Here is a 12,720-nt window from a genome sequence, read left to right as displayed (position 1 = left end):
TCAGTACGGCCAGCCTCGTGTTGAAGATATAACTCTCTGTTGTTATCTATTGTATCCCCAAAGTATCCTATTACAAGTTTTTAGTTATCCTAGTATAATAGATAACACATTAAGAAGCTGCCCAGGAGGAGGACACGGCCAATGAGCACGGAACCGAGATTGGAAGCCTTATCCGAATTTTTGAAAACGCAGCGCGCCAAGCTGCATCCCCATACGGTAGGTCTGCCGGCAGGCTCGCGCCGGCGAACGCCAGGCCTGCGCCGCGAGGAGGTCGCCCAGCTCGCCGGGGTGAGTACGACATGGTATACCTGGCTGGAGCAAGGCCGGGATATCAAGGTGTCCGCTTCCGTCCTGGACGCGATCGCCGGGGCGCTGAGACTGAACGCCGACGAGCGCAAGTACTTGTTCGACTTGGCGTCCGACAGCGGCTTTCACCCCGATTGGGTGGAGGAAAAGGAGCCGGTGATCAATCCCTCGCTCCATAAAATTTTGCAGGAGCTGAAATATTGCCCGACGATTATCTCCGACCGGCACTGCCATATCGTGGGATGGAATCCCGCCGCCGCCCACGTGTTCGTGGACTTCGAGCAGATCCCCAAGGAGGAGCGCAACCTGATCTCCCTTCTGTTCGCCAAGAAAGAGCTGCGCAGCTTGGCCGTCAACTGGCCTGATTTCGTAAGAGGGTTCTTGGCTATCTTTCGCGCCTACTATGGACAATACGTCGCCGATCCTTGGTATTCCCGGTTTATTGATAGGATGTCGCGGCGTTATCCGGATTTCCAGGAGTTGTGGAACCAGAGCGAGGTCAGCGCCGCCCCGGAGGTCATGATTGAATTCCGCCATGCCAAAGCCGGCAAGATGTTATTTAATTTGACCTCGCTCCAGGTACAGGGCGATGCCGATTTGCGCTGCAGCATTTATACCCCCATTGAAGGAACGGCGACCGAATCCAAGCTCAAGAAGTTGATAGAGGGAACATCCAAGGATTTGTATTGACAAACCGCGGAGAAATTCGTATTGTGATTCTTAGTGATACTGATAATCATTATCATAAAATAATCGGTGACAAGGAGAATCACGTATGAAGAAGCTGTTTATCCCCCTTATTTTAGCCTTCGCCGTCCTGGCCGGCGCCTGCGGCAACGAAACGGCACGGCAGGATCCTGCCGCCAACACCCAGAATAACGCAGCGGCTGCAAATACCTCGACGGAGGAAGCTGCAAACGCGACGGGCGGAAACGACTCGGCGGCGGCGGAGACGGCTTCCGGTACGGTTACCTATCAATCGGAGAACGGTCCGATTGAAATTCCCGCCAATCCGAAGCGGATCGTGGCTCTGACGAATGCTCCGAACGTCGTGGCTCTGGGCGGAACGTTAGTCGGCGTTGATACCTGGACGATGAATAACCCTCTTTTCACCGACAAATTAAAGGATGTCGCCATCGTGTCCGAAGAGAATCCGGAGAAGATCTTCGCCCTGGAACCCGACCTCATCATTGCCGGATCGCACATGAAGAATCTCGACAAGCTGAGCGAAATCGCGCCGACGATCATTTATACCTGGGGCAAGCTGGACTATTTGTCGCAGCAGGTGGAAATCGGGAAGGTGCTGAACAAGGAAGCGGAAGCCAAGGCTTGGGTTGAGGATTTCACGACTCGCGCCAAAGCCGTAGGCGAAGAGATCAAAGCGAAGATCGGCAAGGACGCCACCGTCTCCGTTCTCGAATATGACTCGAAGAGCTTCTATGTCTTCGGGAACAACTGGGCCCGCGGTACGGAGCTGTTGTATCAGATGATGGAGCTCAACATGCCGGAACAAGCGAAGAAGGATGCCTTGGGCCCCGGCTACTACACGTTATCGAACGAGATCATTCCCGAGTATGCCGGAGACTACATCGTTCTGAGCCAGAACAAAGAAGCCCAAAACGAGTTTTTGCAATCCAATACGTGGAAGAATATCCCGGCCGTCAAAAACGGTCATGTGATCGAGATCGACACCGCCGCTTCGACGTACAGCGATCCGGTCACGCTGGAATATTTGCTGAAGATCTTTAAGGATGGTTTCCTTTCTTTGCCTTAAGGCCTCGCGGCGCTTTAAAATCAAAAGGGATGAGCTCCGCTTCCGAACGGAAGGGCTCATCCCTTTTTCATTGGCTAAACGAACTCGATCCAGCCGATCTCCAGCCCCGGCTTGATATAATCAAACTTCAGCTCGTAATCGCCTTCCGTAAGCTCGATGCGCAGTTGCTTCTGCGTGACCCACTTGCCGAAGGTGCCATTCGTCTGTACCGTGGTCAGCAGTTCGCCATTCAGCAGCAGATTGCAGGCCGACTGCGACAGGTTCATCGCTTCGTAGCGAATATGCGCTACGACGGTATAGATCCCGGCTTCCTGAACGCTCACGACCGCGGTTTGTGCATTCGCCAAAATCTTGGCGCTTTGCGAACGGGACAACGCATATCCTTGCGTTCCGTCCCCGGCAACCGACTGGCGGCCTTGAACAGCCTGGATCGAGCGGACTTCGTCAGCCGATTTCGGTTCCCGCGTAAATACCGGCGCGTTCATCAAAAACCGGCAAATATTCATGGCGCAGCGCTGCAATTCTCCGACCGTCAACGTGCCATTGGCCAAGGCTTCCAGCGTGTTATCCCCCAGCGAGTTGATCTCCGCGCCATTGTTATTCACGACCATATACAGGTCGTTTTGGGCCCGTACCATAAAGGACGTGTTCTTCGCGTCGGCCGGGCCGCCTTCCGCGCAGTCGTTCATGACCGCCCACCAGTCCGTCATGACGATGCCCCCGTATCCCCATTCGTTACGGAGAATGGTCGTATTGAGGTCATAGTTGGAAGCCGCCCAATGCCCGTTGACCGGGTTATAGGAAGTCATGATCGACGTGGCTTCCCCTTCCTTCACGGTCATTTCAAAGCCTTTCAGGTAGATCTCGCGCAATGCCCGCTCGGAGACGACCGCATCGACCTTCGAACGCGCCTGCTCCTGATTATTGCCGGCGAAATGTTTCACGGTGGCGGAAGAGCCGCCTTTCTTGATCCCCCGCGTCATTGCTGACGCAAAACAACCGGTCAAATACGGATCTTCGGAAAAATACTCGAAATTCCGCCCATTCAGCGGATGCCGATGGATATTTATCCCCGGGCCCAGCAAGGTGTCGATTTCGTTCTGCAGCAGCTCTTGTCCCTCCAGCACGTATAACGACTCGACGAGCCCGACATCCCAACTGGAAGCGAGCAGCGTACCGATCGGAAGCTGGGTTGCCTTCAGGCCGCTGTCCATGCGAATGCCGGAAGGGCCATCGGCGGCACTTGCCACAGGAATCCCGTACTCAAGCAGGTTGTCCCCCACCCCGCCGAAAGCGGAAGCCGTTCCCGGCGTGACCTTCGGGCTGCTCATGCCTTCGCCCCGTACAATCGTGGCCAGGTCCGTATCGCTCAGTTGGGCGATGAATTCCTCCAAGCTGGCTTTGCCGGCTTGCACGTCCTTCAGTTTGATGCCGCGATTCCCCGTTTGCGGGTAAGTTTCCGGTAATCGACTCTCAATGCGCTCTTTCAGCGAAACCGTGCGCCGCGGCACTTCCTCGCGGACAATGTCATACGTCCCGTCCGGCTTCCGGTTTCCCGGCTTAATCCGCGAGAAACGCTCCGTTGGGGCCGCCGCTTCCTCCAGCCGTTCCACGACCGCCAGTTCTGCAAGATGGAAAGCGGCTTTCCCATTTACGGCCACCCACTCCGTATTTCGGATGCTGTTGCCGACATGAAGCTCGTAATCGCCGGCTTCCAACACATAACAGGATTTATTTCCCGTAAATCCGCCATCGTCGTAGGAAGCCATTCGAACCAACGGTAGCTGCAGCGTCAGTACGTCGGTCTCGCCAGGTTGGAGCAGCTTCGTTTTCGCGAAAGCCCCGAGTGCCCGGGCCGGCTTGCCCAGTTGGCCTTGCGGCGCTTCATAATACAGCTGAATGACTTCTTTCCCGGCAAACTCCGTTCCGGTATTCGTCACCGCCACTTCGACCTCGAGCCGGGCCGCCGGGCCAGCGCCTTCGAGCTCCACGCCTTGCACGTTCCAGGCGAAGGAAGTATAGGAAAGGCCATAACCGAACGGAAAGAGGACCTTGTCCGGGCAAAACGTTTCAAAATAGCGGTAACCTACATAAATATCTTCCTCATAGAGGTTCCGCACTTCGCTGCCAAAGTTGGCCGTCGACGGGTAATCCTCGATATGATAAGCGACCGTATCCGGCAGCTTGCCGCTTGGCGTGACATCCGCCGACAGCAGGTCGGCCACCGCATGACCGCCGATCATCCCGCCTTGCCACACGAACATAACCGCCCGGATCCGTCCTTGGTGTACCGGATCGTTGATCCAGCTCATGTCGATGACATTGGCGACGTTCATCAAGACGGCGACCTGTTCAAAATGCCGGGTGACCGTTTCGAGATTCAGCCGTTCCTGCTCCGTTAACCGATAGCTGCCCTCGGTATCGGCATTATCCTTATCCTCGCCAGCGGTCCGGCCGATAACGACCACCGCTTTGTCCGTCGCTTTCTTTGCTTCGGCCACGATTTCGTCGGTGAGCGGCATTTCCTTTTGGCACCAAGGCTCGGCAGCCCATCCGCCGCCGCCGTTATCGAACGGGTTCTCGGCAATCCATTGCTCGTATTGCCCGGCTAGCCGTTCATTGAGGCGAATGCGCGGATTGGCCCGCAGCCCGTCCAAAATGCTGACGACATAAGGGACGTTCACGGCGCCGCCGGACCCCGTACCGCTTCGATAGGAATCGATTTGGCATCTTCCGAAAACGGATACAACTTCATGTTCCCGAATCGGAAGCATAGCGTTTTCATTTTTCAGCAGGACGCCGCCTTCGGCTGCCGCGATTCTGCTATATTCGGCGAAACCTTCCAAAGGAACGCCTAGCATCGATTTGCTCATTTCTCTGCTCTCTCCTATCCGTTAGTAGATCCCAAAATGGGATGTCTCATAAGTAGTCCTAGCTTTAACTATACCAAAACCAACGTGTTGTTGGATAGAATAACGTGATCCTTGTCCTAAGAAATCAAGCGAAAAAATTCGCGTAAACGATGATGCCGAGATAAGGCACCACCCATAGCAAGGGCAGTAGATTCCACCCAACCGCACGTTTGTAATTGCCTTTGGCGAAATAGGTCCAACCTAAAATCAGGGCTAGCAGCAGCCCTCCGGGATAAGCCTGAAGATAAGCGAACAACAGCCGCATTCCCTGGTTGACATCGCCGGAATCATGAAATAGATACGCGGAAATGCCGAGCACCACGAGCCACGCGATGGAGAACATCAAATACACCAGCTGCGACAGGATCAAGAAAAGCAATGTTTTGCGTTTGGACGACATGAGAAATGACCTGCCTTCCTTCATCGGGATCGGTGTGCCTAATCAAGCCATACTTCGGTTTCGTGACACAGGTCGAACAATCGTTCAATCTGCTTCGGCGTGTTTCTTCCGATGGATAACGGCGGCAATTCGTCCCGGCCGAAGAATCCGACTTCCAGCGTCTCCATTCCGGCTTGCGCTTGGCCCCCTGCAATCTCGCACAAAATAAACATTTTGTAGATATGGAAAGCTTCGGGAGGATGCTCGTGGAATTTCTTGTCCAACACGGCCAGCAATCGCACGGGGACGACGGTGAGACCGGCTTCTTCCTTCACTTCCTTGACAACGACTTCTTTGGGCGAAAGACCGATGTCCGCCCAACCGCCGGGAAGGGCCCAAGCCCCATCGATGCGTTCCCTGACGAGTAAAATCCGGTCATCCTGAAATACCGCGCCGCGAACGTCAACCTTCGGGGTGGCATACCCGCTTTCTCCGGCAAACAGGGACTTTATTTTATCCGTCTCTACTTCCGTATAACGGGCCAGAATGTCCACGCTGAGTTCGCGGAGCATCTCAAAACGCTCAAGGTCATACATATCTTTGGAATAGGCTAACCCCGCCTGGCTAATCGCCTGAATTTGCTTGGCCCATTCCAGCCATAACTGTTGCGGAACCGAGTCCGACATCGCATCGCAACCTTTCATATCGAAGTGATCTAGATCCATTGCACCGCCACGGCGATCAAATGGGCTGCCGGCAGGATTATCGCTTGTGCCACAAGCGTCCCCAGAAATCTCGCGCCCATCAATAAAATATAGATCCTCCCGAGCTGCTGCCGGGATTCCTCCTGATGCAGCGCGCGTTCGGTGATCAGCCCGAGCTGCGGATCGATGAAGATCGTCAACAAGATGGTTGCCACGCCGTTTATGATGCCGGACGCTTGCGAAGCGGTCGTGCTCAGCGCCGGCACCAGATAAGCGGCGTACAAGGAAGCCAACACGCCGACCGTATAAATGGCGGTCACCGCGATATTCAGCAAAACGAAGCGTTTAGGCACCCCCAGCAGACGAAAGGAACGGAGGCGCAGGCTGGGTTTGCGGAAATAATGCCTTGCGTTTTTAAGCTGCGTGACCGATACGCTCGTGACCAGCTTGGGCAGGGATCCTGCCACCTCCAACTTGGCGATCACGCGTTCAAAGAGATTCACGCAGGTGGGAAACAGGAACATCGCCAGCAGCGTTCCGGCAGAACCGGCCAACAGGATGATCCGCAACGTATCCATCACCTGAAAATCGGGATGCTTCTTGGCATAATCGATAAACGTGGCCGTCATCGGTGCCTGAAGCATATTCGCCGTTCTGGATACAAGCACGACGATCCCGGTCAGAGACAAAGCAACCACGATTTTGTTCAATTTCACGCCGGCATAACGGATCGAATACGATAGGGTCTCAGCTGCATGAATAATCATGGTTAGGATACATACAATTATCAGGTTAGTGGTCAATTTATTCCCATCTCCACTTAGCTTTCCTCGGTTTCAGGTTTCATTGCCGTACTTCAATGCGCTTCACAAATTTAGCCATCATCGTTCGGTAATCGAACAATACTTCTTCCTTGTCCTCGGTATACACAAATCCATTGGATTTATAAAAGAGCGTGCCGATGCCGTTCTCGCGCTCGCACCAGGCGTAAATTTCCTTAATCAAGGGGTTCTGGCGAATCAGCTCGTTCAGCAAATGCTTGCCGATGCTCTTGCGCTGATGCTCCTTTAAGATATAGAGTCGGGTCAGTTCGCTGACTCCTTCATCCGGCTCCGACAATTGGCCGAAACCGACGATCTCCCCTTCCCATTCCGCAACCAAAAACTTGCGAGACGATTGCGCCTCATCCAAGGTAATACTTTGCTCCAGACTGCTTTTGGCATAGGCATGTGTCAAGTACGTAGCGATGAAATGTTCCGGATAAATCGTTTCGTACGTGCTGTTCCAGGTTTCCACGGCCACCTCGCGAATGCCTTCGATGTCGTTCAGCCTTGCCGGACGGATCAGCAGTGAATCCATCAGCTTCAATCCTTTCTCTTCCTGAAATAACTGGACCCAGCTTTGGATATGGACGATCTCCAGCCGGGTCGGATGTCGAAAAATGATATTCATGCCGTATTACAAATCTATGATACACTGGACTCGGCGGGGAAAGCTACCCCCAATCATGAAATCGCTTTCTTTCTAACAATGTAATCGACGAAGCCTTGTCTGATGCGTTCTCCTTCAAAAATTCTTTCTAGCACCCTGTCCTCTTTGTACAGGATCTCCATATCGCTCAGAAGCGCATCCGGTTCCCCCGGCTCGTAATAGGAATGAATGACCGGCAGATCATCGTCAAATTGTTCGTGCTCGTGGTTGCCTACATCGGGTCCTTGCCCGCAGCGGAAGTCGTTCGTCGTCAAAAAATTAACGAACATCAGGCCGCCCGGCATCAAGACGCGTTTTAACTCTTCGACCGATTGTTGGACCTCTTTTTTACGCATATGGAAAATCGAATTGTACGAGTAGGCGAATCCCATCGATTGATCCGGAAAGTCCAATTGGCGCATATCCCCTTGGCGGATGTTCAGGGTTTGGCCCTTTCGCCGGCCATAGTCGTTAGCCAATTCACATTGCACCGGATCCGCATCGACGCCGTAAGTGGTAAAACCGTAAGCGCTAAACAGGCTCAAGGGAGGCATGTCCCCGCCTGCCCCGCAATCCAGAATACGTCGTGGGCTGTTCGTGTCCAGACAATAAGCCAAAAACCGGTACAACGGAACTTGCTTGAATATTTCTTGCATAACCCTCACGCTCCTATAGGTATGTAATTTCGTTCACAAACATTATATTAAAGAACCAGGGATCGTTATAGGAAAAACCTTATAATTGAGGTTAATACTGCGATTAACAACGTGTGCTAGGCTGGGGAGAGAAAATGAAACCGAAGGAGGCTTTCAACATGCTGGAGTATAACGTCAATTGGCGGGAGCTGGCCTTTCATCATATCCCGCGCATGCTGATCGACGAACGCGAGCCATTCCGTCCCGTCCGGGTCGGCGTCACGGTGCTGACCGAAACCGGACCGTCTCCCTCGTTCAAGCGGATGCTGGAGGTGGACGGCGAACGTGTCGGGGCTGTGATCGAATATGCGGTTTATTGGGATTACGACATTACCCATCTCTACGATCTGGAACATATGTGGATCTTCCTGTCTCCGCAAGGTACCGTCGTGGATTGCGAAGCCAGCTTCCACGGGACGTACCTGAAAGGCATCGCCCCCGGCAAAACGAATGTAGGGTCTGATGGACGCATCAGCTTGTACTGCCAACCGGGAAAACATGCCTACTCTCCGCTCCGCGAGTTGTTTGACCTGCTTCCGAGCTTGCATCAAGCGACCGGAGAGCATGCGGGCAAAGACGGCGTTCTGGAGCCTGACATGCTGCGCGGCACGTACAAGACGCTGCCCGATGCCGACGAGTTGGCAGCCGAGCACCTCCGCGGCTTCCGGTTCGACATCGCTGGCACCTATATGCCGTTCGAATGGACGCCCGACTTGCTGGTCAGCTGGGAAGAGCTGAAGCGGGAAATTCCTGCCCGCATGAAGGGTCTGCTGAACCGGTTGCGCGAGCAGAAACGATCCGGCGCCTAAGATTTCACCCATCGTTTGCCCAGTTCGTGGCCGACCAGCACCAGCGGCACGACAAGCAGCCCAACCGGAATGCTCAGCAGGACTTCTCCCCAGGTAACCAGGTTCTCCGAGAGCAACCGGTTAAATAACAATAGCGAATAAGGAAGCACAATCAGAACGGCGGTGACGACGCCCGGCGTGTACATTTTCAGATACAACGACTGGGCCACGTGGGTGAACACATGCAAGAAGAATAACGTGTTAAACGATAAAAAAATAAAGAACCTCCCCTGCTCCGCCGCCATCAGCGTAAACGGAACAAAGACGATAAATTCCAGCAGTACAGCCACGGCAAATTGACTGCTGGTGATGTTAAGCATCTGCGTCAACGAACGTTTCATGCGCGCTGGGACCGTCACCGTGACCTTCTGCCGATTCCGCTTCGCCCATGGCCCCACCCAGATAATCTCTTCCATGTCATGGATGACGAAAGTCACGAGAAACAGCCAAACCAGGGATGTAACGCTTAAGTTGTCCATCTATTAAACCTCCTCAATGTCCCGTTCAACCGCCTGCTCCATCCTTATCACGCCGATCCCCCTTAAAAGCTAACGAACGATTACTAAACTACTTTATGTATGAAAAATCGGATACACCACCACATCATATCCTGTTGCCGATTTATTGTACTGCGAGGCTGGAACTTCCTGCCCAATCCCGGTCGGTTTACCCCGTCACGACCCCGATGATCGTCCAGAGGCCGGACGCGAGGATCAGCCACAGGGCGATTCGCTTAAACCGCTGCTCGTCGAGCTTCTTAAGCGCACGGATGCCGACGAACACGCCGATCAGCATGCTTGGGGCGAACCATACCGTATAATGGAGCGTCTCCCGGGTTAGCAATCCGCCGTAAAGGTAGGTCAAGATCGTCACCATGTTAAGGAAGATCCCGTAAACCGAAATATTCGCCCGAAACGTCTCCTTGCCTACGCCCTGGTTCGACAGGAACAAGGCAACCGGCGGCCCGCTCATGGAGATGCTTCCATTCAACAGCCCGCTTAACGCGCCAACCGGCAGGTACGCCAGCTTATCCCGCTTGACCGGAAACGATTTGCCCGCCAACTGGAGCGTTGCGACAATGATAATGAGGACACCCGTTGCCAGCTTCAAGGTATCCCCGCTCAGAAACAGCAAGAGATACGTTCCAAGCGGAGCCGCCAGCAGACTGGAGAGGATCAGAAGCCAGATCTTACGAATGTCGGCGTGTTTGTAACAGCCGGCGAATACAATTCCATTCGTGCAGAGGCTCAAAATTACGACGATGGGAACGGTCTGCTGCAGCGGGATGATTTGCCCCAGGATCGGCGTCGCGATCAGCGCAAAACCAAAACTCGTCAGCCCTTGGGTAAATCCGGCGGCTAATACGACGACGACTCCAAGTAAGATAAGAACGGGCAACTCCATGATCACGAGCTCCTTCTGGGGTAAATTCCTGAAGACATGGTGGACATGCTCCGTCTACTTTACCACCATCGGCCGGTTCCTTCCATGCCAAATCTCCCGAACCGGCCGAAGCTCAAAGGACCTGGTTACGTCGCCGGCTGCAAATAACGTTTAAACCACGCCGAGATCTCCTTCAAACGGCGAATCCGGTGCGCCGGTTTGCCCGAGCGGGACAACTCGTGGTTCTCGCCTTTAAATAAGCATAATCGCGACTCCACGCCATGCATTTTCAAAGCGGAAAACATTTGCAGCGCCTCCACCTGCCAGCAGCGGAAATCCTCGTCGGAGTGGAGAAACAAGGTCGGAGTTTGCACGCGGTCCGCATACTTCAGCGGAGACTGTTCCCACATGCGCTCCACCCCGTCCCACGGCGTAGAAGCGGTTTGATCCACGGCGAAATAATATCCGATATCGGTGGTACAGCACATCGAGATCCAATTGGAGATGGAGCGCTGCGAGACGGCGGCGGCAAAACGCTGCGTATGCCCGATGATCCAGTTCGTCATGAACCCGCCGTAACTGCCGCCGGTAACGCCCAGCCGCTGCGGGTCGATCGCGGGATAGGCCGCCAAGGCCCGATCGGCGAATTCCATCAAATCGTCGTAATCGATCGTGCCGTAACGGCCGCGAATATCGGCAAAATCGTCCCCGCGACCATCCCCGCCCCGCGGATTGCAGTATAACACGAAGTATCCTTCATTCGCCCATAGCTGCATTTCATGGAAAAAGACGGTTCCGTATACGGTTTTCGGTCCGCCGTGAATGTTCAGGATCGCCGGATAGGTTCGGCCCGCCTCATGATCCTTCGGCAACAGCACCCAGCCGTCGATCTCCACGCTGTCCTTATTCACGAAGCTGAGCGGCTGCGGGATCGCAACGTATTTTCCATGCAGAACCTGATCATTGAAATTTGTAAGCCTCGTCTCTTCTCCAGAGGATAAGTCCAGACGGTGAACACCACCGTCTCCCTGCTCTTGGCCAACACATCCATGGATCCTTCGGCCCGGCTGAGGAACTCGGAACGGCCGTCGTAAGTGATTTTGCATAGGCGGGAACAAGCCCGGTCAGTGACGATACAGTAGACGCCATCCTCCTCCACCATGAACCAGCGCCCTTCGCCCAAGCGGCAATCCGTTCCTACCGTGTTGCCTAAGGACAGGTCCGGGTCGGCAAAGCGGATAATGCGTCCTTGCGGGTCCATCCGAGAAAATGTCGGGTTTTCGTTAATCGTATATTTCCGGCGCTCCGAAGCGGCGAAAACGATGTCCTCCCCCAGAAATTCAGCCGAACGAAACTGATAGGTGCCGGCCGGAATCCGTTCATGCGCCTGCCCCGTGCTAAGGTCCACCGTCCAGAGCGAATCCGTCAGCTCCATTTTGTCGGAAAACTCCACCCCGATGTACAGGAGCTGCGTTCCTGCTTCATTCGCTTTCATGAGGGATACGTCAAAGGAAGGACCGCTCATCGGCGTCAAGCTTCCCTCTGCCGCATCGCACAAATAAACCCGGCTGCGCTTCTTGTTGGTGACCCCCGCACCGTTTTGCCAAAACGGAATTTCGTCCATCACGATGTAATCTTGCTCTTCATCATAGGTTTTCCGAGCCTTATCCTTCTCCGCGTCCGTTTGCCCCGCTAAGGTTGGGTAGAGGTTGTCATACGTGGCGCGCACCGCCCAACGGTTGCCGGAGAGCGGCAATATTTCCGTTACCCGAAGCGGAAGCGTAAAAGCTTTAAGCGCCTCACCGCCATCCAGGCGTAAGGTGTAGAAATGGGTCTGCGCTTCAAGCGGGTGCGGCTCCTTGTCCGGATGCTCCCGCTCCGCCTGAATAAAAAGGGTATCATCATCCAGCCACCTAAACGAACCGACATCCCCCATTCCCGTATACTGACGGGTTAGGCCGTCCCCGACGGACGTGATCCACAAATCGGAGAGATATCCTTGTTTCTCTGGATTGCTGGTTTTCACGCTATATGCGGCATAGCTCCCGTTCGGCGAGAGTTGTACGGCCGACAGGAAACGATACCCGGTAAAGTCGTCAAGCAGTAGCGCTTCCACTTCATATCCACTCCTCTTCCGGCATTTTATCCCATTCTACTACGCAAGGGTTCGGAACAAAAGAACCGACGATGAAATCAATAAAAAAGACCTTCCCCGACAAGGCTCGGAGTAGGTCGTTCGAAATCAGCAG

General features: G+C 54.2%; 13 protein-coding genes. 3 read left to right on the top strand and 10 right to left on the bottom strand.

The annotated features are described in order from the left end of the window. Positions 1-141 precede the first annotated feature (141 nt). Positions 142-996 (top strand): helix-turn-helix transcriptional regulator, encoded by an 855-nt coding sequence (locus tag MJ257_RS04115; protein WP_178024698.1) that lies wholly within the window; start codon positions 142-144, stop codon positions 994-996. An 85-nt stretch (positions 997-1,081) separates the two neighbouring features. Beyond that, positions 1,082-2,080: an iron-hydroxamate ABC transporter substrate-binding protein gene (locus MJ257_RS04110; protein WP_178024696.1), complete on the top strand. Its 999-nt coding sequence runs from the start codon at positions 1,082-1,084 to the stop codon at positions 2,078-2,080. Positions 2,081-2,154: 74 nt separating this feature from the next. On the opposite strand, the gene MJ257_RS04105 is transcribed toward MJ257_RS04110, so the two are convergent. The 6 genes from MJ257_RS04105 to MJ257_RS04080 form a co-directional block, all read right to left on the bottom strand. Then, positions 2,155-4,953, bottom strand: a complete 2,799-nt coding sequence (locus tag MJ257_RS04105) for a glycoside hydrolase family 3 C-terminal domain-containing protein (protein ID WP_240268037.1) — start codon at positions 4,951-4,953, stop codon at positions 2,155-2,157. 124 nt (positions 4,954-5,077) lie between these two features. Further along, positions 5,078-5,392, bottom strand: a complete 315-nt coding sequence (locus MJ257_RS04100; protein WP_178024692.1) for a hypothetical protein — start codon at positions 5,390-5,392, stop codon at positions 5,078-5,080. 38 nt (positions 5,393-5,430) lie between these two features. Beyond that, complete coding sequence (locus MJ257_RS04095; protein ID WP_240268036.1) at positions 5,431-6,075, bottom strand: NUDIX hydrolase; 645 nt, start codon at positions 6,073-6,075, stop codon at positions 5,431-5,433. An 11-nt stretch (positions 6,076-6,086) separates the two neighbouring features. Continuing rightward, positions 6,087-6,878 (bottom strand): lipid II flippase Amj family protein, encoded by a 792-nt coding sequence (locus MJ257_RS04090; RefSeq protein ID WP_240268035.1) that lies wholly within the window; start codon positions 6,876-6,878, stop codon positions 6,087-6,089. Between the two features lie 40 nt (positions 6,879-6,918). After that, a complete protein-coding gene (locus tag MJ257_RS04085; protein ID WP_240268034.1) occupies positions 6,919-7,527 on the bottom strand; it encodes a GNAT family N-acetyltransferase in 609 nt (202 codons plus the stop codon). A gap of 53 nt (positions 7,528-7,580) precedes the next feature. Continuing rightward, positions 7,581-8,201 carry a class I SAM-dependent methyltransferase gene (locus tag MJ257_RS04080; RefSeq protein WP_178024686.1) on the bottom strand — a complete coding sequence of 207 codons (621 nt, stop codon included), beginning with the start codon at positions 8,199-8,201 and terminating at the stop codon, positions 7,581-7,583. A gap of 158 nt (positions 8,202-8,359) precedes the next feature. On the opposite strand from MJ257_RS04080, the gene MJ257_RS04075 reads away from it, so the two are divergent. Further along, positions 8,360-9,049, top strand: coding sequence for a hypothetical protein (locus MJ257_RS04075; protein ID WP_240268033.1), 690 nt, complete (start codon positions 8,360-8,362; stop codon positions 9,047-9,049). On the opposite strand, the gene MJ257_RS04070 is transcribed toward MJ257_RS04075, so the two are convergent. The 4 genes from MJ257_RS04070 to MJ257_RS24905 all read right to left on the bottom strand — a co-directional run bounded on the left by MJ257_RS04070 (position 9,046) and on the right by MJ257_RS24905 (position 12,587). Continuing rightward, entirely contained in the window at positions 9,046-9,567 is a 522-nt protein-coding gene (locus tag MJ257_RS04070) for an HXXEE domain-containing protein (RefSeq protein WP_240268032.1), read from the bottom strand. The two genes, MJ257_RS04075 and MJ257_RS04070, sit on opposite strands and share 4 nt — an antisense overlap. Positions 9,568-9,754: 187 nt before the next feature. After that, positions 9,755-10,492 carry a sulfite exporter TauE/SafE family protein gene (locus MJ257_RS04065; RefSeq protein WP_240268031.1) on the bottom strand — a complete coding sequence of 246 codons (738 nt, stop codon included), beginning with the start codon at positions 10,490-10,492 and terminating at the stop codon, positions 9,755-9,757. 125 nt (positions 10,493-10,617) lie between these two features. Beyond that, positions 10,618-11,382 carry an alpha/beta hydrolase family protein gene (locus tag MJ257_RS04060; RefSeq protein ID WP_240268030.1) on the bottom strand — a complete coding sequence of 255 codons (765 nt, stop codon included), beginning with the start codon at positions 11,380-11,382 and terminating at the stop codon, positions 10,618-10,620. Then, positions 11,379-12,587 carry a hypothetical protein gene (locus tag MJ257_RS24905; protein WP_240268029.1) on the bottom strand — a complete coding sequence of 403 codons (1,209 nt, stop codon included), beginning with the start codon at positions 12,585-12,587 and terminating at the stop codon, positions 11,379-11,381. Before MJ257_RS24905 ends, MJ257_RS04060 begins: the two co-directional genes overlap by 4 nt. Between the last annotated feature and the right edge of the window lie 133 nt (positions 12,588-12,720).

Origin of the sequence: Paenibacillus timonensis, from assembly GCF_022427145.1 — a bacterium.
Lineage (GTDB): Bacteria > Bacillota > Bacilli > Paenibacillales > Paenibacillaceae > Fontibacillus > Fontibacillus timonensis.
This window is presented reverse-complemented; position numbering and strand designations above follow the sequence as displayed.